Source organism: Solimonas sp. SE-A11 (assembly GCF_030345715.1).
Taxonomy (GTDB): domain Bacteria; phylum Pseudomonadota; class Gammaproteobacteria; order Nevskiales; family Nevskiaceae; genus Solimonas_A.
In genome coordinates this window covers 14,996-40,606 of the sequence record NZ_JAUASX010000007.1, presented here as the reverse complement: position 1 = coordinate 40,606, position 25,611 = coordinate 14,996, and the positions used below count along the sequence as shown (strand labels likewise).

Below are 25,611 nucleotides of genomic sequence, written 5' to 3'. Positions count from 1 at the left end.
GCGTTGGTGCCCCGGGGCTCGATCTATGATGCTCCGGCGGGGCCTGGGAACCCCGCGTTCCAACCACAGGGGGCTTCACATGCGCAGCACGTCCACCGCGGTACCGCAGACCATCACTTCTCTGTTGCGCGCCGCGCTGCTGCTCGCCTCGGTCGGCGGCCTGGGGGCCTGCCAGGACATCGATGACGGCGGCCCGCAGGGCAATGGCGCCGCACGCCCGGCGATCCTCGGCAGCGGTCCCGCCGGGCTGGTCAACGGCCCAGCGGCTTCGGCGCGCTTCAACAACCCGGTCAATACCGAGGTCGGGCCAGACGGCACGGTCTACGTCGCCGACTTCGGCAACAACGCCGTCCGCGCGATAGCGCCGGACGGCAGCGTGCGTACGTTGGTGGCGCAAGCCGGCTTCGAGCGGCCCTTCGGCCTCACGCTGGCGTCGGACGGCAGCCTGTACGTTCAGACCGACACCAACGACACCGGCGTGCGCGACGCCACCACCGGCACGGTCTGGCGCGTGAACACCGCCACCGGTGCCGCCACGGTGGTGGTGCGCAACGTCGGCCGCCCGCGCGGCCTGCTGGCACTGCCCGACGGCCGCATCGTGATGAGCGACATCGTCCGCCACGACCTGCGACTGCTGACGCCTGGCACCGGCGCCATCGCGGCGCTGGCCGGTGCCACCGACACCCCGGGCTTTGCCGAAGCCACCGGCGCTGGCGCCCGTTTCAACCGGCCCTATGGCATGGCGCTGGCCGCTGACGGCAGCATCCTGGTGGCCGACCAGAACAACCACCGCATCCGCCGGGTGACCCTGGCGGGCGAGGTCACCACCTTCGCCGGCACCGGCACCGCCGGCCGCGCCGACGGCGCGCTGGCCACCGCCACCCTCAATGGCCCGCAGGACGTCGCCGCCGCCGGCGCGACGGTCTACGTCGCGGACACCACCAACTACCTGGTGCGCCGCATCGCCGGCGGCAACGTGGAGACCATCGCCGGTACAGGCACGCGCGGCTTCGCGCCCGGGGAAGGCCTGACGGCACAGTTCTATGGGTTGGAAGGCTTCGCCCTGTCGGACGACGGCAATACCCTGTGGATCGCCGACGGCACCGGCGGCGACGACGGCGTGGACTTCAACCGCGTGAGGCGCGTCCGCGTCCGCTGAGCCGCCCGCGGGCAGCAAAAAAGCCGCCGGAGCGATCCGGCGGCTTTCTGTTGAATCCGGCCACGCAGGCCGGCGATGGCGGAGGCATTACAGCGCCCAGGCCACGACCAGGCCTACAAGGCCCAGGTGCAATGCCCATTTGCCCACGCGGTAGCCGCGCGGGCTCTTCTGCTTCAGCTTCTTCATGGTGGCCTTGTAGTTGACCACGGTGCTGCTGAGTCGGTTGCCGACGCCGGAGATGTTGCTGTCGACGTTGTCGATGTAGAACAGGCTGTTGAAGAAGCGCGCGAAACGGAAGTACAGCCATTGCACGGGCGCCAGACGCATGGGCCGATCGACGTCGGTCATCAGGATCACGCGAGGAATCTCGGTGTCGTTGTAGGCCGAGTGGATGTAGGTCTCGTCGAACAGCACGCTGTCGCCGTCGCGCCAGATGTAGTGCTCGCCGTTGACCATCAGGCCGCACTGCTCGGAATTCGGCGTGGACAGGCCCAGCGAATAGCGCAGGCTGAAGGCGAAGGGATCATGGTGCTGCGTCAGCCGCTTGCCCGGCATCAGCACGGCGAACAGCGCCAGGTTCATGCCGGGGATCTGCTCGATCAGGGCGTGCGTCTTGGGCGCCAGCGCCTTGGCCGAGGGGATGTCGTTGTCGTAGATCTTCAGGTAGAAGCTCTTCCAGCGATTGTCCTTGTAGAAGCTGCTGCCCGGCAGATCATTCTTGATCGCGATATGGCCCTGGCCGTACAGCGCAAGTGCCTCGTCACGGATGGTTTCCCAGTTGTCCTGCAGCAGCTTGAGCTGCGGGAAGGTTTCCACCGGCGGCAGGCGTGCGGCAGTGGAGACGCGTGACAGCAGGTAGGCCGGGATGTTGAACGGCACCATGAAGGTGGAGAAGTCGGTCAGCTGCCGGCCAAACGGCAGGTGCACGCGGTTCCTCAGCCGGACGAAGACCAGCGAGCCGACGTAGGTCAGGAATATTGCGATCAGTACACCCACGGCACCCTCCGGAGACGGGCGCGATGATAGTCCATCGCGCTACCCGGCCGTAGCCGCAGCGCCGGGAAAAGGGTGCCGGAAGTCTCCGGCACCCCTGATTTTCCGACGGACGGCGGATCTAGACCACGATGGTCTTCAGGCCCACCTCGATGTTGCCGCGCGTGGCCTTGGAATAGGGGCAGAACTGGTGGGCGGCGGCGATCAGCTTGTCCGCCTCCGCCTGTTCCAGGCCGCCGACCCAGGCGGTGATGTCCGCCTTGAGCCCAAAGCCGGTGTCGTCCGGGCCAATGCCCACCGCCACCTCGATCTCCACCGACTTGGGCTTGAGGCCCATCTTGCCGGCCAGCAGGTCCACCGCGCCGCCGAAGCAGGCGGCATAGCCCGCCGCGAACAGGTCCTCCGGCGTGGTGGTGCCCGGCTTGCCGGGGCCGCCCATTGCCTTGGGCACGGAGAGATCGGCCTTGACCACGCCATCGCGGGACTCGGTATGGCCGTTGCGGCCGCCGGAGGACACCGCGTGGGCGGTGTAGAGCACATTGACTGCCATGGTTCGTCTCCTGTTGTCGTTGTCTGGGGTGGATCAGCCGTGCAGGTCGTAGCGGTCCAGATTCATCACCTTGGTCCAGGCCGCGACGAAGTCTTTCACGAACTTCGCTTGCGCGTCGGCGCTGCCGTAGACCTCGGACACGGCACGCAAGACCGAGTTCGAGCCGAAAACCAGGTCGGCGCGGCTGCCGGTCCACTTCTTCTGCCCGCTCTTGCGGTCCAGGCCCTCGTAGGCGCCCGGGCTGTCGGCGGCCGGCTTCCACTCCGTGTCCATGCTGAGCAGGTTCACGAAGAAGTCGTTGGTCAGCGTGCCCGGACGCTGGGTGAAGACACCCTGTGCCGATCCGCCGGCGTTGGCCCCCAGCACGCGCAGGCCGCCGACCAGCACGGCCAGCTCCGGCGCGCTCAGGTTGAGCAACTGCGCCTTGTCGACCAGCAACACCTCGGCCGGCACCTTGTGATGCGCCTTCAGGTAGTTGCGGAAGCCATCCGCCTCCGGCTCCAGTACCGCGAAGGAGGCGACGTCGGTCTGCTCCTGCGAGGCATCCATGCGCCCCGGCGAGAACGGCACGGTCACGGCCTGACCGGCGGCCTTGGCCGCCTGCTCCACGCTGGCATTGCCTGCCAGCACGATCAGGTCGGCCAGCGATATCTTCTTGCCGCCCGCCGCGGCGCTGTTGAAGTCGCGCTGGATGCCTTCCAGCGTCTTCAGCACCTTGGCCAGCTGCTTGGGCTGGTTGACCTCCCAGTCCTTCTGCGGCGCCAGGCGGATGCGCGCGCCGTTGGCACCGCCACGCTTGTCGGAGCCGCGGAAGGTCGAGGCCGAGGCCCAGGCGGTGGAGACCAGCTCCGCCACGCTCAGCCCCGATGCCAGCACCTTGGCCTTCAGCGCGGCCGCGTCCTTGTCGTCCACCAGCGGGTGGTTCACCGTCGGGATCGGGTCCTGCCACAGCAGTTCCTCGGCCGGCACCTCGGGGCCCAGGTAGCGGGCGCGCGGGCCCATGTCGCGGTGCGTCAGCTTGAACCAGGCGCGGGCGAAGGCATCGGCGAACTGGTCCGGGTTGGCCAGGAAGCGCCGCGAGATCTTCTCGTAGGCCGGGTCGAAGCGCAGCGACAGGTCGGTGGTCAGCATGGTCGGCGCGTGACGCTTGTCCGCGTCGTAGGCATCCGGGATCGTTTTGGCGCCGCCCTTGGCCACCCACTGGTGCGCGCCGGCCGGGCTCTTGCTCAGTTCCCACTCGTAGCCGAACAGGTTCTCGAAGAAGTTGTTGCTCCACTGCGTCGGCGTGGTGGTCCAGGTCACCTCCAGGCCGCTGGTGATGGCGTCACGGCCCTTGCCGCTGGCGTGCTTGCTGCGCCAGCCGAAGCCCAGCTCCTCGATGTCCGCACCCTCCGGCTCCACGCCCACCAGACCGGCATCGCCGGCGCCGTGGGTCTTGCCGAAGCTGTGGCCGCCAGCGATCAGCGCCACGGTTTCCTCGTCGTCCATCGCCATGCGGGCGAAGGTCTCGCGGATGTCGCGCGCCGCCGCCACCGGGTCCGGGTTGCCGTTGGGGCCTTCCGGGTTCACGTAGATCAGGCCCATCTGCACCGCGCCCAGGGTCTGCGCCAGCTCGCGGTCGCCGGTGTAGCGGTCGTCGGCCAGCCACTTCTTCTCGGCGCCCCAGTTCACGTCCTGGTCCGGCTCCCAGACGTCCGGGCGGCCGCCGGCGAAGCCGAAGGTCTTGAAGCCCATGGATTCCAGGGCCACGTTGCCGGTCAGGATCATCAGGTCGGCCCAGGAGATCTTGTTGCCGTACTTCTGCTTGATCGGCCACAGCAGGCGTCGCGCCTTGTCGAGGTTGCCGTTGTCGGGCCAGCTGTTCAGCGGCGCGAACCGCTGCTGGCCGGCGCCAGCGCCGCCGCGGCCGTCACCCACGCGGTAGGTGCCCGCGCTGTGCCAGGCCATGCGGATGAACAGCGGGCCGTAGTGGCCGAAGTCCGCCGGCCACCAGTCCTGCGAATCGGTCATCAGCGCGTGCAGGTCCTTCTTCACCGCCGCCAGGTCCAGGCTCTTGAAGGCCTGGGGGTAGTCGAAGTCCTCGCCCAGGGGGTTGGATTTGGCGGAGTGCTGGTGCAGCAGGTCCACGCGGAGCTGGTTGGGCCACCAGTCGCGGTTCGACGTGGCGCCGGAGGTGTGGTGAAACGGGCATTTGGCTTCGGTCATGGCTTTTCTCCTCGGGAAGGGGCGGAAGTGGCTGGAACGAACGACATCCTGACGCCGGCGGATCGATAAATAAAATTGATTGTTTGTGTTGAGTCGATAGTCTCTTTGTTAAATCAGCTTTCGGTCCGGATTGGCTTAAATGCCGCCGATCCCGGAGAATTGCGCGCTCTTTTTTACCTCAAAAAGCGTTACAGAACCCATGGCGCGTGATCTGCTGCTCGAACTGGGCACCGAAGACCTTCCGGCCCGCTACGTCCTCCCGCTGGCGGAGGCCCTGCGTGGCGGCATTGCCGGCGGCCTGGAGAAGCGCGGCATCGCCCCCGGCGAGCTGAAGCTGTTCGCCACCCCGCGCCGCATCGCCGTGCTGATCGCCGGTGTCGCCGAGACCCAGCCGGACCAGGCCATCGAGCGCAGCGGCCCGGCGCTGGCGGCCGCGCTCAAGGACGGCCAGCCGACCCCGGCCGCGCTGGGCTTCGCCAAGTCCTGCGGTGTGGAGTTTTCCGCGCTGGGGCAGAAGGACGGCAAGCTGCACTTCTCCAAGACCGCGCCCGGCCGCGCCACCGCCGAGCTGCTGCCGGAAATCTTCGAGGAGACGCTCAAGCAGATGGACGAGCTGGTGCCCAAGCGCATGCGTTGGGGCAGCGGCGAGGAGACCTTCGTGCGCCCGGTGAAGTGGATCGTCTGCCTGTTCGGGGCAGACGTCATCAAGCTGCAGCGCTTCGGCCTGACCGCCGGCACCACCACGTTCGGCCACCGCTTCCATGCGCCCGCGCCGATCGTGCTGAAGACGCCGGCCGACTACGCCCCGGCGCTGCGCGCCGCCAGCGTCTGGGCCGACGTGGCCGAGCGCAAGGCGGAGATCCGCCGCCAGATCGAGGCCGAGGCCGCCAAGCTCGACGGCCACGCCCGCATCACCGAGGACCTGCTGGACGAAGTGACCGCCCTGGTCGAGCGCCCGGTGGCCATCACCGGCCACTTCGAGGAGCGCTTCCTGGAGCTGCCGCCCGAGGTGATCGTCGCCACGGTCGAGACCAACCAGCGCTACTTCACCGTGTTCAGCGATGCCGCGCAGACGCAGCTGACCAATGCCTTCATCACCATCTCCAACATCGAGTCGCGTGATGTCTCGCAGGTCATCGCCGGCAACGAGCGCGTGGTGCGCCCGCGCCTGACCGACGCCCTGTTCTTCTGGCAGCAGGACCTCAAGCAGCCGCTGGCCGCCTACGGCGAGAAGCTGGCCACGGTCACCTTCCAGAAGGAGCTGGGCAGCACCGGCGACAAGGTGGCGCGCGTGCGCGCCCTGGCCGGCCGTATCGCCGGCGAGCTGAAGGCCGACGTCGCCATTGCCGAGCGCGCGGCCGCGCTGTGCAAGGCCGACCTCGTCACCAAGATGGTTTTCGAATTCCCCGAGTTGCAGGGCCTGATGGGCGGCTACTACGCCGCACGTTCCGGCGAAAGCGCGGGCGTGGCCAAGGCCATCCGCGAGCACTACCTGCCGGCGCAGCAGGGCACCTCGATCCCCTCCACGTGCGAGGGCCAGATCCTGGCGCTGGCCGACAAGCTCGACACGCTCGCCGGCATCTTCGCCATCGGACAGAAGCCCACGGCGAGCAAGGACCCCTTCGCCCTGCGCCGCGCCGCTCTTGGTGCGCTGCGTATCTGCGTCGAGGGCGAGCTGCCGCTGGACCTGCGCGCCGTGCTGAAGAGCGCGCTGGACGGCCAGCCGGCCGGCAAGCGCGATGCCGCGTTGCTGGAAGAACTGGTGGAATTCGTCATGGAGCGCCTGCGCGCCTGGCTGGTCGGCCAGGACATCGGCGGCCGTCCGGTCACGGTGGAGATGTTCGAGTCCGTGCGCGCCATGGGCATCAGCCAGCCGCTGGATTTCCAGCGTCGCGTGCAGGCCGTGCATGCCTTCGTCGCCCAGCCCGCCGCGCCGAACCTCGCCGCCGCCAACAAGCGCGTGCGCAACATCCTCAAACAGGCCGGCGGCATCGGCGGCACGGTCGACCCGGCCAAATTCCAGCACGACGCCGAGCGCGCCCTGCACGCCCGGCTCGGCGAGGTGGAGGCTCAGAACGCCAAGACCGCCGACTACACCGCGCAGCTGGTGAACCTGGCCGCGCTGCGCGAGCCGGTGGACGCCTTCTTCGACGGCGTCATGGTCAATGCCGACGATGCCGCCGTGCGCGCCAACCGACTCGCGCTGCTGGCGCAGCTGGATCGTGCCTGCCGCTCGGTGGCGGACCTGTCGCAGCTGCCGGGGTGATACGGCGTCGCTCCCGCCAGAAGGCGGCTCTTCGCCTTTGGCCGCGCTAATGTAGGAGCCAGCTGGCTGGCGACAGCAGGCCTCGCGTCGCCAGCCAGCTGGCTCCTACAGGAATATCCCCATGAAGCTCGTAATCCTCGACCGTGACGGCGTGATCAACGAAGAACTCACCGACCCGGTCCGCTCGGTCGCCGAGTTCCGCCCCATACCCGGGAGCCTGGAGGCCATCGCGCGCCTGACCCAGGCGGGTTTCCGCGTGTATCTCGCCAGCAACCAGCCCGGCCTGGGCCGCGGCGAGGTGGACTACGAGAATTTCGCCGAGCAGAACGGCCACCTGCAGAAGTCCCTGGCCGAGCTCGGCGGGCGTATCGACGGCAGCTTCTTCGCCCCGGACCACCCGGATCGCCCGGGGCCCATGCGCAAGCCCAATCCCGGCATGTTGCTGGACCTGGCCAAGCGCCTGGGCGTCAGCCTGGAGTACGTGCCCGCGGTGGGCGACTCGTTCCGCGACATCGAAGCGGCCCGCGCCGCTGGGGCTCGCCCTGTTTTGGTGCGAACCGGCAATGGGGCGCGCACTGAAAAAGAGCGCGCACTAAAAGGGGTCGCGGTCTACGATGACCTCGCTGCTTTTGCCTCTGCGCTCATCGCCGCGCAGCAGGCGCTGCCGGCAGTGAACTGAGCAAACCGCCCCCTGGCTTCTGCCGGCCCTAGGGTTTGCCTGGTTAAACGCCACATATCGCGTAATCCTCGCGCCGCCGCTCGATCTCCACGCCCATGGCCTTCACGTCCGGCACCGCGCCGGGCTTGTTGATGCCCAGGCGCAGGCTGAGGATGGGGAATTGCTGGAACAGATGCCGAGAAAGGCGCTCGGCCAGGGTTTCCAGCAGGCCCACCTGGGTCTCCGACACGAACTTCACCACCGCGGTGGTGACTGCGGCGTAGTCGATCGCGTCGCGCACGTGGTCGCTGGAGGCGGCCTCGCGGATGTCGGTGCCCATCTCCAGGTCCAGGATCAGCGGGCGGGGCGCGCGCTGCTCCCAGGCGTGGATGCCGATGATGGTTTCGACTTGCAGGCCGCGCAGGAAGATCTTGTCCACGTAAGTTGGCTCTTTATGCGGTAACGGGAGTAGGGGGCAGCAGCTCGCTGATGGCCCAGCGCGGGGTGGTGAACAGCTTGCCGGCCGGCGCGCGGCCCTCGCTGCGGCGGGCCCAGCCAGCGTAGGCGATCATCGCCGCGTTGTCGGTGCAGAACTCGTGGCGCGGGAAGTACAGGCGCAGGCCGTCCCGGCGTGCCAGCTCGCCCAGCTTCTCGCGCAGGCGCTGGTTGGCGCCGACACCGCCGGCCACTACCAGCTGCGTCAGCCCGGTCTGCTCCAGGGCGCGGGCACACTTGATCGCCAAGGTGTCGGTCACCGCCTCCTGGAAAGCCCAGGCCAGGTCGGCGCGGTCCTGCTCGCTCTGCGCCCGGGGCAGGGCGGTCAGCACCGCGGTCTTCAGGCCGCTGAAACTGAATTCCAGCCCGGGGCGGTCGGTCATCGGCCGCGGGAATTTCCAGGCCTTGCTGGCCTGGCCGCCCTCGGCCAGCCGCGCCAGGTGCGGGCCGCCGGGGTAGGGCAGGCCCAGCAGCTTGGCGGTCTTGTCGAAGGCTTCGCCCACGGCATCGTCCAGGCTCTCGCCCAGGATCTCGTAGCGGCCGACGCCCTGCACGTTCACCAGCAGGGTGTGGCCGCCCGACACCAGCAGCGCCAGGAAGGGGAATTCCGGGCGAGGATCTTCCAGCATCGGCGCCAGCAGGTGCGCCTCCATGTGATGGACCGGGATCAGCGGCAGGCCGTGGGCGGTGGCGATGCCGGCGGCCACCGAGGCCCCCACCATCAGCGCGCCGATCAGCCCTGGGCCGGCGGTATAGGCCACTCCGTCGAGCTCCGAGGCCTGCAGCCCGGCCTGGGCCAATACCTCGCGGATCAGCGGATTGATGCGGCTGACATGGTCGCGGGAGGCCAGCTCCGGCACCACCCCGCCATACTCGGCATGCAGGGCAATCTGGCTGTGCAGGGTGTGAGAGCGCAGCCCACCGCTGCCATAGACGGCGGCGGCGGTTTCGTCGCAGGAGGTCTCGATCCCGAGGATGTTCATCGGGGTATTGTAGCGAGCGGGCCGCCCCCTGGATTGCCTTTGCCGCCGGCTGCGCATAGAATCTGCGCCCCCTTACCCTTGGGGGCAGTGCCCCTTTTGTCCTAAGCGAGTGATTTGAATGCCTTCTGTCCGCGTCCGCGATAACGAACCGTTTGAAGTTGCGATCCGCCGCTTCAAGCGCACCTGCGAAAAGGCCGGCGTGCTGACCGACCTGCGCAAGCACGAGTTCTTCGAGAAGCCGAGCCAGGAGCGCAAGCGCAAGCGCGCTGCCGCCGTGAAGCGCCAGGCCAAGAAGGTCCAGCGCGAGTCCAACCGCCGTATCCGCCTGTTCTAAAGGCGTTTGCGGTGGCCGGGGCCGACCACCGTCGTCCCTGGAGAAAGCCGGGCCACCCGTGGCCCGGGGCTCAAAATCCAGCGATTCCGTTTCCACCTGGCTGATCTTGCTATGTCCGACCTGAAGACTCGCATCGGTGAAGACGTCAAGACGGCGATGCGTGCCGGTGACAAGGCGCGCCTGATGCTGCTGCGCATGCTCACCGCTGAGCTCAAGCAGCGTGAAGTGGTGGAAAGCATTGAGCTGACCGACACCGTCGTGCTCTCGGCGATCGAGAAGATGCTCAAGCAGCGTCGCGACTCCGAGTCCCAGTTCCGTGCCGGCAACCGGCCGGAACTGGCCGACAAGGAAGCCGAGGAAATCCGCGTACTCACCGAGTACCTGCCGCAGCAGCTCACGGCGGAAGAGCTCGATGCCCTGCTGGCCCAGGCCGTCGCCGAGACCGGGGCGCAGGGCGGCAAGGACATGGGCAAGGTGATCGGCTGGCTCAAGCCCAAGGTCCAGGGGCGCACGGACATGGGCAAGCTCTCGGGGCTGGTAAAAGCCAAGCTCGGCTGATCCCGCAATCTGCACTGTTGTAACCGAACGGCGCTGCATAAGGCGCCGTTCTGCTTTTCCAGGTCCTTGATTTCCAAGGGACTGGCTCTCGGCACGAACAATGGTTGCCAGCAGGCGTCATCTCCGCCCTGCGAACCGCCGATGCCGCCTCCAACCGCTTACAGCAGCACGCGCCAGCGCCTCGATGTCTATCGCAAGCGCCGCGACTTCACGGCCACGCCCGAGCCGGCACCGAAGGCCGTGGACTCTGTGCGCGGCGACCGTTTCGTCATCCAGCTGCACCACGCCAGCCGCCGCCATTTCGACTTTCGTCTGCAGGTGGGCGGCGCGCTGCGCAGCTGGGCCGTGCCCAGGGGACCCTCACTGGACCCGAAGCAGAAGCGCCTGGCGGTGGAGGTGGAGGATCACCCGCTGGAGTACGGCAGCTTCCAGGGCTCGATCCCGCACGGTCACTACGGTGCCGGCGAGGTATGGATCTGGGACGAGGGCCGCTGGGCGCCGGAGGGCGACGCGGCCAAGGCACTGAAGAAAGGCCATCTGGACTTCGAACTCTTCGGCAGCCGCATGAAGGGCCACTGGTCGCTGATCCGCACCAGCATGTCGGGCAAGCGGCCGCAGTGGCTGCTGTTCAAGCGCAGCGACGCGCACGTGAAGAAGGGCGACATCGCCGACGACACGCCGCTGGATCAGTGGAAGGAGACCGCGGCACCGCGCAGGGCCGCCGCGAACAAGCCGGCAAAGGCCTCCCGGTCGGCGTTCCCTGCTGAAGTCGGCCTGCAGCTCGCGCGCCTGGTCGAGAAGGCCCCCGAGGGCGAGAACTGGCTGCACGAGGTGAAGTACGACGGCTATCGCGTGTTGCTGATGCGTAACGGCCGCAGGCTGCAGATCCGCTCGCGCGGCGGCCTGGAGTGGAGCGCGAAGCTGCCGCAGCTGAAGAAGGCCGTGCTCGCCTTGCCCTGCAGGAACTGCATTCTCGATGGCGAGGTGGTGGTGCTGGACGAACAGGGCCGCAGCCGCTTCGACCTGCTGCAGCGCGACTTCGGGGAGCCCCACGCCGCCGGAAATGTCGTGGCCATGCTGTTTGACCTGCTGCACCTGGATGGCCAGGACTGGCGGCCTTTGCCGCAGGAGTTGCGCAAGCAGGCCCTCCAGAAACTGCTGCAGGGCTCGGACGATTGTCTGCGCCTCAGCGAATACCTGGAAGGCCATGGTGCCAAGGCGGCCAAGGCCGCCTGCAGCGCCGGGCTGGAGGGCATCGTCAGCAAGGACCGCAAGGCGCCCTACCGCGAGGGCCGTGGCGGTTCCTGGGTGAAGACCAAGTGCGTCGATGCCGACGAGTTCGCCATCGTGGGCTACACGCGGGGTCAGCGCTCGCGCGAAAAGCTGGGCGCGCTGCTGCTGGCCGAGCCCGCGGGCCAGGACTGGCGTTATGTCGGCCGCGTCGGCAGCGGCTTCACCGCCGCGCTGATCGAGGACCTGCTGAAGCGCATGCGTCCGGCGAAGCAGGCAGTGAAACTGCTCAATCCGCCGAGTCGCGCCGACCTGCGCGGCGCGCGCCCCGTGTGGGTGAAACCCGCGCTGGTGCTGGAGGTGGAACATCGCGGCCGCACCGGCGAAAACCTCCTGCGACAGGCCAGCCTCAAGGGCTTGCGGGCCGACAAGTCGATCACCGATCTCAAGGAGCCGGACCGCGCTCCGCATGTTCCCGCACAGGGAGGAGTCCGCGTGAAGCAGACCAGGACGCGGCATGGCGGCAAGGCCCATGAGCCGCCCGATTCCGGCGTGAAGCTTACCCACCCCGATCGCCATCTCTTCGAGGATCCCGTCATCACCAAGCAGCAGCTGGCGGACTTCTACTCGGAAATCTCGGCGTGGATCCTCCCCGAGCTGCGGCGCCGTCCGCTGGCGCTGCTGCGCTGCCCCGACGGTGCCGGCAAGGCCTGCTTCTTCCAGAAGCGCGCCACGCCGGGCTTCCCGGATAGCGTGCGCCAGGCGCGCGTTGAGCCGTATCTCTGGATCGAGGACATCGACGGTCTCATCGGCATGGTGCAGATGGGCGTGCTGGAGCTGCATGCCTGGGGCGCCACCGTGGATGACATCGAGCATCCCGATCGCGTGGTCTTCGATCTCGACCCTGGCGAGGGCGTGGACTGGCGCCGGGTGGTGGCCGCCGCGCGCCTGCTGCGCGAGCGCCTGGGGCAGCTCGGCCTGCAGAGCTTCGTGCGCAGCTCCGGCGGCAAGGGCCTGCATGTGGTGCTGCCGCTACAGCCGCAGGCGGGCTGGGACACGGTGAAGAATTTCTCGCACGCGCTGGCGCAGATGCTGGCCGAGGAGCAGCCGGACGAATTCATCGCCACCGCATCCAAGGCGCGCCGCAAGGGACGCATCTACATCGACTACCTGCGCAACGGCCGCGGCGCGACGGCCGTGGCCTCGTACACCTTGCGCGCCCGCCCCGGTGCACCGACCGCGGTGCCGCTGGGCTGGGACGAACTGTCGCGCCTGAAATCGCCGGACCAGTTCGGCTACGCCAACCTGCGGCAGCGCCTCAGGCGTCTCGAGCGCGCCGGCCGCGATCCCTGGGAGGGCTTCCGCGAACTGCGGCAGCGCCTGCCGCAAATCCATTGAGGACCAAACCATGGCCAAACCGATCTGGACCGGCGCGATCTCCTTCGGGCTGCTCAACATCCCGGTGCAACTGATGCCGGCCGAGCGCCGCGTGGACCTGCACTTCCGCCTGCTGGACTCGCGCGACAACAAGCGCGTGCGCTACGAGCGGGTGAATGCCGACACCGGCGAGGAGGTGCCCTGGAAGGACGTGGTCAAGGCCTACGAGTACGACAAGGGCAGCTATGTGGTGCTGGAGGAAGAAGACCTGAAGAAGGCCGCGCCAGAGAGCAAGGAGTCGGTCGACATCGAGGCCTTCATCGACGTCGCGGCCATCGGGCCGCAGTACTTCGAGAAGCCCTACTTCCTGGTACCCACGCGCAAGTCCGAGAAGGGCTATGTGCTGCTGCGCGAGACCCTGCGCGAGCAGGAGAAGGCCGGCTTGGCCCGCGTGGTGATCCGCACGCGCGAGTACCTCGCTCTGGTGATGGTGCAGGAGCAAGCCCTGCTTCTGATGCTGATGCGCTATCCGCAGGAACTGGTCCCCGCCGACGAATATGCCTTCCCGGCGAAAGCCGCCAAGGGCTTCCGGATCAGCGCCAAGGAACTGGAGATGGCGGAGCAACTGGTGAGATCCATGACTGCCAGGTGGAATCCGAAACAGCACAAGGACGAGTTTCGCGAGCGCCTCAACAAGGTGATCCAGGCGCGCATCGGCAAGAAGCGCGTGGTCAAAAACGCCGAGCCGGAGGAAGAGGGCCACGACCAGGCCAGCACCAACGTGGTCGACTTCATGTCGCTGCTGAAGAAAAGCCTGGACCAGGGCCGCCGTACCCCGGCGGCGAGCAAGGCCGTGGCGCGTAAGCCGGCCCGCAAGGCGGCCCCGCGCAAGAAGCCGGTGGCCCGCCGCCGCGCCGCAAAATGAGCGGCCGCAAGGCGCGTTTGTTGCAGTTTGCTCGCGGAACTTTTACAAGTCATTGATTTTATTGACAGACAATGGGGCATGGTTCTTGGGACATAGAACCCGCACCCCAGCACTGGGGCCGCAATCACATCCCATCAGGAGGATTAGAGAATGGCTAACCAGAACCAGCGTCCGGATCAGCAGAACCAGCAGAAGGATCGTCAGGACGACACCCAGATGCGCAACCAGCCGAACCAGCCGGGCTCGCAGAAGAGCGACCAGGGCCAGCAGCACCAGACCGACCGCTCCTCCGGCCAGCAGGGCAGCCAGGGTCACCAGGCCAGCCAGCAGGGCAACCAGCAGTCCGGCCAGCAGCGCAGCGGCCAGCAGAACCAGGACGCCCAGCGCAGCGGCCAGCAGGGTCAGCAGGGCCAGAAGAGCGGCCAGCAGAACCAGCAGGCCGATCGCAGCGGCCAGCAGGGCAGCCCGCAGCAGCGTGACCGCGAAAACAACCGCTAAGCGTTCGCGCAGTCCCTCTGAGAGCCGGCCGGCGCCCCGTGCGCCGGCCGGTTTTTTCTGGCCCGCAGCCCGGGCGGGCGGGTCCTTTAGAATAGGTGGGTGAGCGGCCGCATTCCCGAAGCATTCATCCACGACCTCCTGGCTCGTACCGATATCGTAGAGATCATCGGGGCGCGGCTGGATCTCAAGCGCGCGGGCAAGGAATACAAGGCGCGTTCGCCTTTCACCAACGAGAAGTCGCCGTCCTTCTTCGTCTCGCCGCAGAAGCAGATGTTCTTCTGCTTCAGTTCCGGCAAGAACGGCACCGCCATCAGCTTCCTGATGGAGTACGACCGCCTGAGCTTCGTCGAGGCGGTGGAGGAACTGGCCCAGCGTGCCGGCGTGGAAGTGCCGCGCGAAGGTGGGCGCAACGACCGCGTGGTGATGGACGGCCCCCTGGACGCCCTGGCGGCGGCGCAGCGCTTCTTCCGCGATCAGCTGCGCAGCGCGCAGCCGGCCATCGATTACCTGAAGAAGCGCGGCGTCAACGGCGAGACCGCCAAGACCTTCGGCATCGGCTTTGCGCCGGAATCCTGGGATGCGCTGACCACGTTCCTGCAGGACCCGAAGCACGCGGTGGATGCCGGCCTGCTGATCCAGAAGGACAGCGGCGGCGTGTACGACCGCTTCCGCAACCGCATCATGTTCCCCATCCGCGACACGCGCGGGCGGGTCATCGGCTTTGGCGGCCGCACCCTGGGCAACGATCCGGCCAAGTACCTCAACTCCCCCGAGACCGCCCTGTTCCACAAGGGGCGCAACCTCTACGGCCTCTACGAGGCGCGCCAGTCCTCCAAGTCCAACCTGCCCTACCTGCTGGTGGTGGAAGGCTACATGGACGTGGTGATGCTGGCGCAGCACGGCGTGCCCGAGGCCGTGGCCACGCTCGGCACCGCCACCACGCGCGAGCACCTGGGCCTGCTGTTCAAGGCTACCAACAAGGTGGTGTTCTGCTTCGACGGCGACCGCGCCGGACGCGCCGCGGCCTGGCGCGCGCTGGAACAGGTGCTGCCGGAGATCGACGGTACGCGCGAGTGCGTCTTCATGTTCCTGCCCGATGGACACGATCCGGACACGCTGGTACAGCAGATCGGCGCCGAGGCCTTCCGTGCCCTGGTGGGCGAGGCCCAGACCCTGTCGCAGTTCCTGTTCGGCGAGCTGGGCAAGCAGGTGAACCTGGGCAACATGGACGGCCGTGCCAAGCTCGCCGCGCTGGCGCGCCCGCACCTGGAGAAGCTGCGCGATGGGCCGTTGCGTGTGCTGATGCTGGGCGAGTTGTCCAACCTCACGCGGGTGCCGCGTGCCGACCTGGAGGCCATGCTCAAGGCGCCGGCGGCGGCCGAAGCCGGCCCCGCGGGCGGCATGCCGGGCGAGGAGCCGGTTTCCACCCGCCACCGCCCCGCAGGCAACGCCAACCGCCCGGTGCGGCGCGTGATGCAGCTGCTGCTGGAAGACCCGCGCCTGGCCGACCGCATCGACAACCTGGAGCTGCTGGCCCAGGCCGAGGTGCCCGGCATCGAGGTGCTGATGGAAGCCATCGACTTCTTCCACGCCCACCCCGAGGCCACGGCGGCACACCTGCTGGAGCTCTGGCGGGGCACCCCCAAGGGCAAGGGCGTGGAAAAGTTGCTGCAACAGGGCGCCGAGGCCCCAGTGGATCAGGAGAAGGGGCCTGAGCCGGAACTGCGCCTGATCCTAGACAAGCTGACTCAGAAAGTAATTAAAGCGCGAATTCAGCAGCTCTTCGACGAGGAGCGCCTGCGCCCTCTTACAGCTGCAGAAACCAATGAAATCAGTATTTTGCTGCAAAAGCAGAAGGGCGTCACTCAGGGGGCAGATGGCTTTTGGAGTCGAGTGGCAAAAAGTTAGTCAGGTTGACAAATTTTTGTTAAAATCTCCGATTCCGCGAATTGCGCCCGCAGTTTGGGCGCCCATCCAGAGTGATCATCCGCATGAGCAACAACACTGAGAAAGCCGACAAGGCTGCCGCCGATATGCAGGCCGCCCAGAAGCAATCCCAGATCAAGGTCCTCATCGCCCTCGGCAAGGAAAAGGCCTACCTGACCTACGCCGAAGTCGCCGACCACCTGCCCGAGATCGTCGATACGGAGCAGATCGAGGACATCATCAGCATGATCCAGGCGATGGGCATCCCGGTCCACGAGGAAGCCCCGGATGACGAGCAGCAGCTCTTCTCCGAGCCGGCCGTCGTCGCCACCGCCGAGGAAGAGGAAGAAGCCGCCGAAGAAGCCGCCGCCGCCATCGCCGCGAGCGACGACCAGTTCGGCCGCACCACCGACCCGGTGCGCATGTACATGCGCGAGATGGGCAGCGTCGAACTGCTGGATCGCGAGGGCGAAATCCGCATCGCCAAGCGCATCGAGGAAGGCCTCAACGAGTCCATGTTCGCGATGGCGCAGTACCCGGAGACGGTTGCGATCCTTCTCGAGTCCTTCGAGAACTTCAAGGCGGGCAAGAAGCGCCTGGCCGAGATCGTGACCGGCTTCTTCGACCCCAACGCCCCCGAGGAACTGCCGCCGGCCGAGCTGCCGCCGGAGATCGAGGAGGAAGAGGAAGAGGTCGAGGAGAAGGCCGAGGGTGGCGACGAGGAGGAAGAGGCCGTCGATACCGGCCCCGATCCGGTGCTCACCGCCGAGAAGTTCGCCGACCTGCAGGCCTTCTATGACAAGGCCTGGGAGGCCTTGCTGAAGAAGGGCGCGGGCGACCGCAAGACGCAGGAAAAGCGCGAGGCCATGGCCACGCACATCATGACCTTCAAGCTCTCGCCGAAGATCGTCGAGGAGATCACGCAGAACCTGCGTGGCAAGGTCGAGCAGGTGCGCGAGACCGAGCGCACCATCATGCGTATCTGCGTGGCCGACTGCGGCATGACGCGCGAAGAATTCCTGCGCATGTTCAAGGAAGACAACGGCGCCACCAACCCGGACTGGATCAACAAGGCGATCCGCGCCAAGCGCAAGTATTCCGCCGAACTCAACGGCCGCAAGGAAGAAATCTTCGAACTGCAGGAAAAGCTGCGCAAGATGGAAGGCGACAACCTGATCTCGCTGGACGAGATCAAGGACATCAACCGCCGCATGAACGTGGGCGAGGCCAAGGCCCGCCGCGCCAAGAAGGAGATGGTGGAGGCCAACCTGCGCCTCGTGATCTCCATCGCCAAGAAGTACACCAACCGCGGTCTGCAGTTCCTCGACCTGATCCAGGAGGGCAACATCGGCCTGATGAAGGCCGTGGACAAGTTCGAATACCGTCGCGGCTACAAGTTCTCGACCTACGCCACCTGGTGGATCCGCCAGGCCATCACCCGCTCGATCGCCGACCAGGCGCGCACCATCCGTATCCCGGTGCACATGATCGAGACCATCAATAAGCTCAACCGCATCAGCCGCCAGATGCTGCAGGAAATGGGCCGCGAGCCCACGCCGGAAGAGCTGGCCAAGAAGATGGAGATGCCCGAGGACAAGATCCGCAAGGTGCTCAAGATCGCCAAGGAGCCAATCTCGATGGAAACGCCGATCGGCGACGACGAGGACTCCCACCTCGGCGACTTCATCGAGGACACCGCCGCGGTCTCGCCGCTGGAGTCGGCCACCTCGTCCTCGCTGGCGGAAGCCACCCACCAGATCCTGGCCAGCCTCACCCCGAGGGAGGCCAAGGTGTTGCGCATGCGCTTCGGCATCGACATGAACACCGACCACACCCTGGAAGAGGTCGGCAAGCAGTTCGACGTCACCCGCGAGCGTATCCGCCAGATCGAGGCCAAGGCCCTGCGCAAGCTGCGCCACCCGAGCCGCGCGAACTATTTGCGCAGTTTCCTGGACGAGACCTGATACGGCAGTGCCGCCGCGGGGCTTCCCGACGGCGGGGTTCAGGCAGGAAAAGGGCCCTCCGGGGCCCTTTTCCGTTGGCATGCGCCCGCTGGGCAGGTGTGGTCCCGGGCCGGCCAAGGTCCGGGTGCCCGGATGCCGCCCGGGGCTGCCCCCGCGGGGCTCCGTTGCTCATGGCCGGATACCGGTCGCCGCGGGCGGCACCGGCACTGGCTCCTGGGCGGGCCTGAGCAACGGCGCGGCTGGTCCGACCAAAGCGACAGGCCCACGATGACGCCGGGCGGCGGGCATGCTTAAATCGCCGTCCAGGGATGTAACCGACAAACCGACGTCCAAAGCCGGGGATACCATGCGGCCAGTTCAGCTTCTCGCAGTTTCCGCGCTCCTGCTGAGCGCGAATGCCTACGCGGCCTCCTTCGATTCGCTCGACCTCTACTACAGCAGTGCCGACATCGAGCTGCAGGGCCGCAGCGGCGGCGTGGACTACAGCGGTGACCTGGACAGCCTGGATGGCTTCGGCGTGAAGTTCCGTGGCTCCATCGCCGAGGACTTCTTCTTCTCCGGCGAGTACCAGGGTTCCGAAGTCCAGCGAAGCGGCCTGACGTTGCGCGACAACACCGGCGCGGCCATCGCCACCAACGACGGCGTCGAGCTGGACTACACCGAATGGCGCCTGGGTGTCGGCCTGCCGTTCTATCGTGAGCGCTCGCTGACGCTGTTCGGCCTGCTCGAGTACGTCAATACCGAGCTGAAGGGCTCCTACGACACCACCGACGGCAACGGTGCCGTGGTCAGCAACCGCCTGCGCGCGAAGCAGGATGGCGTGGCTGCTCATGGCGGCGTGCTGTTCAACCCTACCGCGGCCTGGAGCGTCTACGGCCAGGTGGGCTACCTGAAGCTCGACGATGTCGACGGGATCGAATACCTCGCCGGCACGGCCCTGCAGGTGCACCGCTACGGCGGCCTGTTCGCCGAATACCGCAGCAGCGATCTCGAAGGCGGCGGTGGCGAGGTCAAGCTGATGCCCTGGCGCTTCGGCGTCTACCTGCTGGTGCAGTAAGCTCCGCTCCACAACAAAAAAACCCCGCTACTTGCGGGGTTTTTTTGTTGTGGAGCGGGGCAGGGCTTCAGAAATTGAAGCGCACGCCCAGGTGCAGGTCTTGCGACTTCAGGCCGATATCACCGTCTTCCACGTCGGTGATGCGGTAGTCGGCGAACAGGCCGAACTGGTTGCTGACGTTGAACACGGCACCGACGGTGTATTCCGGGCCGTCGTAGTCGCCCACATCGATCCAGCCCACGTCGCCGAACAGGCTCAGGCCCGGCAGCGGGCGGAACGCGGCGCCCACGTGCACGCCGTAGCCGCTGTCGTCGATCTCGATGCCGAGCGGGAAATCCTTGCCATCCACGTCGATGAACTCGGCGCGGATGTCGAGGCTGGTGTTGGCGTCCTGCCACAGGCCGAAGCCCAGGCCAGCGCGAATGGTCTGGAGTTCGGCGTCGTTGTCGTACTTGTTCTTCTCGTACTGGCCGAACACGAACACCTTGTCCGCCACCTTGCCCGACCCGCGGATGCCGAAGCCGTCGCCGGATTCGTCTCCGTTGACGACGGGGCCATCGAGTTCAATGTCAGCGTCGGTGTAGTAGACGTCGAGATGGCCGGTGGGACCACCCGAGGCGGCCATGGAGGCCACGGGGGCGGCGGCGAGCAGCGCAGCGAGCAGCGTCTTCTTCATTTTCATTGAGCACTCCGTGCTTGTTTCATGGGGCATGGGAGGACAACCACCTCTCCGGCCCTGATCTTAGCAAGTGCCCCTTTACGGTGCGCAAGCGACGATCGGCAACAAAAAACCCCGCGATCCGCGGGGTTCTTCGTTGATGCGGGCTGGCTTCAGAAATTGAAGCGCACGCCGAGCTGCAGGTCCTTCAGCTCCAGGGAGCCGCCGCCGTCGACGTCGAAATCGCTGTAGCGGTAGTTGGCCACCACGCCGAACTGCTGGGAGAAGTCGAAAGCCGCGCCGATGTTGTACTCCGGACCGTCGGTGTCGCCCACGTCCAGGTAGCCGATCTCACCGAACACGCTGAAGGCCGGGGCCACCTTGAACTTGGCGCCGGCATGCAGGCCCCAGCCGTTGTCGTCGGCTTCGCCGACGTTGCTGTCAGCCTTGAAGTTCAGGAACGAGGCCTTGCCGTAGACCTCGGTTTGCTCGGTGTTGACGAGCAGGAAGCCCAGGCCGGCGCGAATCTGCTGAATCTCCAGATCCGTCGGGGTGTCGTAGTCGGTCTTCTGGTACTCACCGAAGACGAAAGCTTGATCCGCGATCTTGCCGCTACCGCGAATGCCGAAACCGCCATCGCCATCGACCTTTGCGTTGGTGAAGCCGTCATTCAGCTCCGCCTCGGAATCGGTGTAGTAGATATCGAGGTTGCCGACGGGGCTTGCGGCCATGCTCGACAGCGGAACAGCGGCGAGCATGGCTGCGACTAGCATTTTGTTCATGGGCATCGTGACTCCGTCATTGTGATTATGGGGCGATGGAGAACTCCTCTCCGGGAGCGATCTTAGCAATTGCCCCCAAATGGCGCGCAAGAGGCAACAAAAAAGGGCGCGCGGGTTGCCCCGTGCGCCCTGCTACACCTTGAGGCGTTCTACTCGGCCTTGCCGTGCACGCTCGGCGTGTGCAGCTTGCTCGACTGGGCGGCGAAGTAGCGCGACAGCGCGCGGATGTCCGCGTCGCTCAGGCTGGTCACCTGGCTGGCCATCACCACGTTCTTGCGCTTGCCGGTCTTGTACTCCTTGAGCGCGTGCTCAAGGTAGTTGGCGTACTGGCCGGCCAGGATCGGATAGACCGGGGTGGTCGGGTTGGCGCCGTTCTCGCCGTGGCAGGCGGCGCAGGGGGCGGCCAGCGCGGCGACGTCCTTCTGCGGCTCGGCGTCCTTGGCATGGGCGGTGCCGGCCAGGGCCAGCAGGGAGATGAAGAGGATCCGCTTCATGGTTCGACCTTACTTGTGGACCGGGGCGTGGGCGAAGAACGCCGCGATGTCGGCCATGTCCTGGTCGGACAGGTTGGTGGCCTGGGCACGCATCGTCAGGTGGGGACGCTCACCGTTCTTGTAGCCCTTCAGGGCCGCGACGATGTAGGCCTCGGTCTGGCCGCCGATGCGCGGAACGCGATAGGTCGGGTAGACGTTGTTGTAGTTCGGGATGCCGTGGCAACCCATGCAGGTATTGGCCTTGACCCGGCCTGCCTCGACGTTGCCACCCTCGGCGAACGCAGGCATAGCCATCGCGACGAGGGCCAACAGGCCCCAACGCGCTAACTTCATGAGAAAACTCCCGGAATGAATCTGGCGGACAGCTAGATGCAATATGTTCGGACATTGAGCGGTTTGGGTCAACGTGAGGCCTGCACCGGGGCCTCGTGCTCGCCTCGCGGAAGCGCCCTCCGTATAGTGGCGGCAGGACCTCCGCCTTGCGGGATGCCGTAATTAAAAATAAACATTAATCTGTTTTATTTAATAAATTAAAACACATGGACGCTGCCGCCCGATGAGTCTCCTGCCCTGCGGTTTGCGCAGCCGCTGCGCCATTTCCGGCCCCGGAAGCCACGCGTGATGGCGGTGCGCGGACGCAAGGCGGGGGGCGGGGAGCACGGCTTCGAGATCGCCGCAGTGGATCTCGGCTCCAACAGCTTCCACATGATGGTGGCGCGTTCCAACGGCGGCGACATCCAGGTGGTCGATCGCCTGCGCGAGCCGGTGCGCCTGGCCTCGGGCCTGGACGCCGACAAGCGCCTGCGGCCCGACGTGGCCCTGCGTGCGCTGGAATGCCTGCAGCGCTTCGGCCAGCGCCTGCGCGGCATCCCGCCGGAGCGGGTGCGCGCGGTGGGCACCAACACCATGCGGCGCATGCGCCGCGGGGCCGATTTCCATGCCGCCGCCGAAATGGCGCTGGGGCATGGCATCGAGATCATTGCCGGCCTGGAAGAGGCTCGCCTGGTCTACGGCGGCGTTACCCATGGCATGGGCCGTGGCCGGCCCAAGCGCCTGGTGGTGGACATCGGCGGCGGCAGCACCGAGGTCATCATCGGCAACCAGGCCACTCCGAAGCTAATGGAGTCGGTCTCGCTGGGCTGCGTGGTGCATACCCAGCGATTCTTCGAGGATGGCGAGATCACCCGCACCCGTTTCCGCCGCGCGCGCCTTGCGGCCCGCATCGAGCTGGAGTTCCTCGAGCGCCAGTACCGCGAGTCGGGCTGGGACCTTGCGATCGGCTCGTCCGGCACCGTGCGTGGCGTCTGGCGCGTGATGCGCGAGCAGGGCTGGTGCGAGAATGAGATGACCGCCTCGGGCCTGGAAAAGGTCATCGACCTGGCCATCGACCGCGGCCATGTAGATCGGCTGGACTTCCCAGCGCTACGCGAGGACCGGCGCCCGGTGTTTCCCGGCGGCCTGGCCGTGCTGGCCGGCGTATTCGACTCGCTGGGCGTGCAGCGCATGGAGACCTCCGAGCGCGCGCTGCGCGAGGGCCTGATCTACGACCTGCTGGGCCGCCTGTCGGACCACGACGTGCGCGACGAGTCGGTACAGGCCCTGGCCAAGCGCTACGGCTGTGACCAGGAGCACGCCGCCGGCGTGGAGCGCACCGCGCTGAAGATCCTGGACCAGGTGGCCAGGCCCTGGGGCCTGGAGCCTAAGTTCTCCGCCATGCTGTTGGGCTGGGCCGCGCGCCTGCACGAGATCGGCCTGGCCATCTCGCATGCCTCGTACCACAAGCACGGCGAGTACATCCTGCGGAACTGCGACCTGCAGGGCTTCTCGCAGACCGACCAGAAGCTGCTGGCGGCGCTGGTGCGCCTGCACCGCGGCAAGTTCGCCCTGACCTCGCTGGACGACCTGCCGACCACCTGGGCCGAGCCGGTGCGCAAGCTGGCGGTGGTGCTGCGCATCGCCTACATCCTGCACCGCTCCCGCGGCGAGGGCCTGAAGCCGCCGATCCGCGTGACGGCGCAACGGCGCTCGGTGGACCTGGCCTTCACACAGAAGCGCTGGCTGGACAAGCATCCGCTGACGCGCGCCGAGCTGGAGCAGGAGATCGAGGCGCTGGCGGCCCTGCAGATCAGGTTGCGGCTGCAGTAGGCGGCTGCAGGGTTCTGATCGCGTTCACCCTTCGACAAGCTCAGGGCGAACCGGTGGAATAATTGCTGCACGTGCCCCTTCTCGGCAACTGCTCCCGCATGCCCTCTGACAGCTTCCTCCGGCCAGCGAGAAGGAGTGATTGGTCAATGCTCGGGAAAAGGAAAACCCCTCTGCCGCATCCGGTAGAGGGGTCCTGAATACCGAGCGACCGCCTCAGGTCTCGTCCATGAACCTCTGCTGCACGGCCTTGCCCTCGATCTTCTCGGGGCGCAGGTAGTTGCCGTCTGCCTGCAGGATCCAGGTCTGGGCGGTGTCGGCGAGGTAGCCGTTGAGGTCTTCCAGGATGCGGGCGCGGATCTTCTTGTCTTCCACCGGGAAGGCCACTTCCACGCGGCGGAACAGGTTGCGCTCCATCCAGTCGGCGCTGGACAGCCACACCTCGTCGGCGCCGTCGTTGTGGAAGCTGAACACGCGGTGGTGTTCCAGGAAGCGGCCGATCAGCGAGCGGACCACGATGTTGTCCGACATGCCCTTTACGCCGGGGCGCAGCGAGCACATGCCGCGCACGATGCAGTCCACCTTCACGCCGGCCTCGGAGGCGCGGTACAGGGCCTGGATGATCTCCGGCTCCACCAGTGAATTCATCTTGGCGACGACGCGCGCCGGCTTGCCCTTCTTCGCGTTCTCGATCTCGCGGTCGATCCGGCTGTGGAAGCCCTTGGCCATGGTGAAGGGAGACTGCAGCAGCTTGTGCAGCTTGGTCACCTTGCCCAGGCTGGTCAGCTGCAGGAACACGGCGTGCACGTCCTGGCAAATCTGCTTGTCGGCGGTGAACAGGCCGTAGTCGGTGTACATGCGCGCGGTACGCGGGTGGTAGTTGCCGGTGCCCAGATGCGCGTAGTGCTTCAGGCCGGTGTCCTCGCGGCGCACGATCAGGCACATCTTGGCGTGCGTCTTGTAGCCCACCACGCCATAGACCACGTGCGCGCCCACATCCTGCAGCTGCTCGGCGAGGTCGATGTTGGCCTCCTCGTCGAAGCGCGCGCGCAGCTCCACCACGGCGGTCACTTCCTTGCCGTTGCGGGCGGCCTCGATCAGGGCCTCCACGATCGCCGACTTGGTACCGGTGCGGTACAGGGTCTGCTTGATCGCCAGCACGTTGGGATCACGCGCTGCCTGGCGCAGGAACTCCACCACCGGGGTGAAGGAGTCGTAGGGGTGATGCAGCAGCTGGTCCTTCTGGCGGATGGTGGCGAACAGGTCGCCGCCCAGGGACTTGGGGGTGCGCGGCACGAACGCCGGGTACTTCAGCTCCGGCCGGTCGATCAGGTCGGGCACCTGCATCAGGCGCATCAGGTTGACCGGGCCGTTGCAGGAGTAGATGTCGACGGCCTGTAGCTGCATCTCCTCGGCCAGGTAGTTCACCAGCTGCTCGGGGCAGTTGTGGGCTACCTCCAGGCGCACCGTGTCGCCCCACTGGCGCTGCGCCAGCACGTCTTCCAGCTCCTCCAGCAGGTCGTCGGCCTCGGCCTCGTCCAGCGCCAGGTCGGAGTTGCGCGTGACGCGGAACTGGAAACAGCCGCTGGCCTCCATGCCGGGGAACAGCTCGTCGACGTAGGCGTGGATCACCGACGACAGGAACACGAAGTCGTGCGGGCCGCTGCCTTCCACCGTCTTGGGGAGCTGGATCAGGCGCGGCAGGGCGCGCGGCGCCTGCACGATGGCGTAGGGCGTGCTGCGGCCGAAGGCATCCTTGCCCGACAGCGAAACGATGAAGTTCAGCGACTTGTTGAGGATGCGCGGGAACGGATGCGCCGGGTCCAGCCCGATCGGCGACAGCACCGGCGCCAGCTCGTTCTGGAAATAGCTGCGCAGCCAGGCGTCCTGCTCGGCGGTCCACTCGCTGCGGCGCACGAAGCGGATCTTCTCCTTCTCCAGCGCCGGGATCAGCACCTCGTTGAACACGCGGTACTGCTCCTCCACCAGGCCATGGGCGCGAGTGCCGATGGCCGTCAGCAACTCGCCCGGCGTCTGGCCGTCGGAGCCGCGCTGGGCGGGGTTGATTTCGGCCATCTGCTGCAGGCCGGCGACGCGGATCTCGAAGAACTCGTCGAGATTGGAGCTGGAGATGCACAGGAACTTCAGGCGTTCCAGCAGCGGCACCGTCTCGTCCAGCGCCTGGGCCAGCACGCGGCGGTTGAATTCGAGCAGCGACAGCTCGCGGTTCAGGAACAGCTCGGCGGGGGTAAGCTCGAGCGCAGGGGGATTCTTCATGGGATCGTTCGCGGAGGGTTCGGCCGGGACCCGGACGTTTAGCGCCGCAATGTTGCGTTCCTGTGACATGAGCCCGTGGC

The 25,611-nt window shown here is 66.8% G+C and carries 22 protein-coding genes; 12 read left to right on the top strand and 10 right to left on the bottom strand.

The features are described from left to right. Window positions 1-79 precede the first annotated feature (79 nt). Window positions 80-1,159: a hypothetical protein gene (locus tag QT386_RS09655; protein WP_289273544.1), complete on the top strand. Its 1,080-nt coding sequence runs from the start codon at window positions 80-82 to the stop codon at window positions 1,157-1,159. Between the two features lie 87 nt (window positions 1,160-1,246). On the opposite strand, the gene QT386_RS09650 is transcribed toward QT386_RS09655, so the two are convergent. The 3 genes from QT386_RS09650 to katG all read right to left on the bottom strand — a co-directional run bounded on the left by QT386_RS09650 (window position 1,247) and on the right by katG (window position 4,907). Beyond that, window positions 1,247-2,155 (bottom strand): aspartyl/asparaginyl beta-hydroxylase domain-containing protein, encoded by a 909-nt coding sequence (locus QT386_RS09650; protein ID WP_289273543.1) that lies wholly within the window; start codon window positions 2,153-2,155, stop codon window positions 1,247-1,249. A gap of 118 nt (window positions 2,156-2,273) precedes the next feature. Next, on the bottom strand, window positions 2,274-2,702 hold the full coding sequence (locus QT386_RS09645) for an organic hydroperoxide resistance protein (protein ID WP_289273542.1): 429 nt from the start codon (window positions 2,700-2,702) through the stop codon (window positions 2,274-2,276). A 33-nt stretch (window positions 2,703-2,735) separates the two neighbouring features. Further along, a complete protein-coding gene (katG, locus tag QT386_RS09640; RefSeq protein WP_289273541.1) occupies window positions 2,736-4,907 on the bottom strand; it encodes a catalase/peroxidase HPI in 2,172 nt (723 codons plus the stop codon). A 199-nt stretch (window positions 4,908-5,106) separates the two neighbouring features. Between katG and glyS the strand changes: the two genes are divergently transcribed. Further along, the gene (gene glyS, locus QT386_RS09635; protein WP_289273540.1) at window positions 5,107-7,173 is read left to right on the top strand and encodes a glycine--tRNA ligase subunit beta; all 2,067 of its coding nucleotides are present in this window, start codon (window positions 5,107-5,109) and stop codon (window positions 7,171-7,173) included. Between the two features lie 121 nt (window positions 7,174-7,294). Then, window positions 7,295-7,852, top strand: coding sequence for a D-glycero-beta-D-manno-heptose 1,7-bisphosphate 7-phosphatase (gmhB, locus tag QT386_RS09630; protein ID WP_289273539.1), 558 nt, complete (start codon window positions 7,295-7,297; stop codon window positions 7,850-7,852). Window positions 7,853-7,895: 43 nt separating this feature from the next. Here gmhB and folB read toward each other — a convergent pair whose 3' ends face one another. Then, the gene (folB, locus tag QT386_RS09625) at window positions 7,896-8,270 is read right to left on the bottom strand and encodes a dihydroneopterin aldolase (protein WP_289273538.1); all 375 of its coding nucleotides are present in this window, start codon (window positions 8,268-8,270) and stop codon (window positions 7,896-7,898) included. 13 nt (window positions 8,271-8,283) lie between these two features. Then, window positions 8,284-9,309, bottom strand: coding sequence for a tRNA (adenosine(37)-N6)-threonylcarbamoyltransferase complex transferase subunit TsaD (gene tsaD / locus QT386_RS09620; RefSeq protein WP_289273537.1), 1,026 nt, complete (start codon window positions 9,307-9,309; stop codon window positions 8,284-8,286). 118 nt (window positions 9,310-9,427) lie between these two features. On the opposite strand from tsaD, the gene rpsU reads away from it, so the two are divergent. From rpsU to QT386_RS09580, 8 genes are all read left to right on the top strand, one after another. Further along, the gene (rpsU, locus tag QT386_RS09615; RefSeq protein WP_117288404.1) at window positions 9,428-9,643 is read left to right on the top strand and encodes a 30S ribosomal protein S21; all 216 of its coding nucleotides are present in this window, start codon (window positions 9,428-9,430) and stop codon (window positions 9,641-9,643) included. Between the two features lie 111 nt (window positions 9,644-9,754). After that, the gene (locus QT386_RS09610; RefSeq protein ID WP_289273536.1) at window positions 9,755-10,201 is read left to right on the top strand and encodes a GatB/YqeY domain-containing protein; all 447 of its coding nucleotides are present in this window, start codon (window positions 9,755-9,757) and stop codon (window positions 10,199-10,201) included. A 141-nt stretch (window positions 10,202-10,342) separates the two neighbouring features. Continuing rightward, window positions 10,343-12,829: a DNA ligase D gene (gene ligD / locus QT386_RS09605; RefSeq protein WP_289273535.1), complete on the top strand. Its 2,487-nt coding sequence runs from the start codon at window positions 10,343-10,345 to the stop codon at window positions 12,827-12,829. 10 nt (window positions 12,830-12,839) lie between these two features. Further along, window positions 12,840-13,733, top strand: coding sequence for a Ku protein (locus QT386_RS09600; protein WP_289273534.1), 894 nt, complete (start codon window positions 12,840-12,842; stop codon window positions 13,731-13,733). A gap of 150 nt (window positions 13,734-13,883) precedes the next feature. Beyond that, window positions 13,884-14,231 carry a hypothetical protein gene (locus QT386_RS09595; RefSeq protein WP_289273533.1) on the top strand — a complete coding sequence of 116 codons (348 nt, stop codon included), beginning with the start codon at window positions 13,884-13,886 and terminating at the stop codon, window positions 14,229-14,231. Window positions 14,232-14,330: 99 nt separating this feature from the next. Then, complete coding sequence (dnaG, locus tag QT386_RS09590) at window positions 14,331-16,139, top strand: DNA primase (RefSeq protein WP_289273532.1); 1,809 nt, start codon at window positions 14,331-14,333, stop codon at window positions 16,137-16,139. A gap of 83 nt (window positions 16,140-16,222) precedes the next feature. Continuing rightward, on the top strand, window positions 16,223-18,121 hold the full coding sequence (gene rpoD, locus QT386_RS09585) for an RNA polymerase sigma factor RpoD (protein ID WP_289273531.1): 1,899 nt from the start codon (window positions 16,223-16,225) through the stop codon (window positions 18,119-18,121). A 346-nt stretch (window positions 18,122-18,467) separates the two neighbouring features. Beyond that, entirely contained in the window at window positions 18,468-19,178 is a 711-nt protein-coding gene (locus tag QT386_RS09580; RefSeq protein ID WP_289273530.1) for a hypothetical protein, read from the top strand. A gap of 67 nt (window positions 19,179-19,245) precedes the next feature. Here the strand turns inward: QT386_RS09580 and QT386_RS09575 are convergent, their stop codons facing one another. From QT386_RS09575 to QT386_RS09560, 4 genes are all read right to left on the bottom strand, one after another. Next, complete coding sequence (locus QT386_RS09575) at window positions 19,246-19,860, bottom strand: outer membrane beta-barrel protein (RefSeq protein ID WP_289273529.1); 615 nt, start codon at window positions 19,858-19,860, stop codon at window positions 19,246-19,248. A 149-nt stretch (window positions 19,861-20,009) separates the two neighbouring features. After that, entirely contained in the window at window positions 20,010-20,618 is a 609-nt protein-coding gene (locus QT386_RS09570; RefSeq protein WP_289273528.1) for an outer membrane beta-barrel protein, read from the bottom strand. 149 nt (window positions 20,619-20,767) lie between these two features. Beyond that, window positions 20,768-21,112: a c-type cytochrome gene (locus tag QT386_RS09565; protein WP_289273527.1), complete on the bottom strand. Its 345-nt coding sequence runs from the start codon at window positions 21,110-21,112 to the stop codon at window positions 20,768-20,770. Window positions 21,113-21,121: 9 nt separating this feature from the next. Then, window positions 21,122-21,445, bottom strand: coding sequence for a cytochrome c (locus QT386_RS09560; RefSeq protein ID WP_289273526.1), 324 nt, complete (start codon window positions 21,443-21,445; stop codon window positions 21,122-21,124). 288 nt (window positions 21,446-21,733) lie between these two features. Between QT386_RS09560 and QT386_RS09555 the strand changes: the two genes are divergently transcribed. Then, window positions 21,734-23,257: a Ppx/GppA phosphatase family protein gene (locus QT386_RS09555; protein ID WP_289273525.1), complete on the top strand. Its 1,524-nt coding sequence runs from the start codon at window positions 21,734-21,736 to the stop codon at window positions 23,255-23,257. Window positions 23,258-23,470: 213 nt separating this feature from the next. Here QT386_RS09555 and ppk1 read toward each other — a convergent pair whose 3' ends face one another. After that, on the bottom strand, window positions 23,471-25,531 hold the full coding sequence (gene ppk1 / locus QT386_RS09550; RefSeq protein WP_289273524.1) for a polyphosphate kinase 1: 2,061 nt from the start codon (window positions 25,529-25,531) through the stop codon (window positions 23,471-23,473). Window positions 25,532-25,611 lie beyond the last annotated feature (80 nt).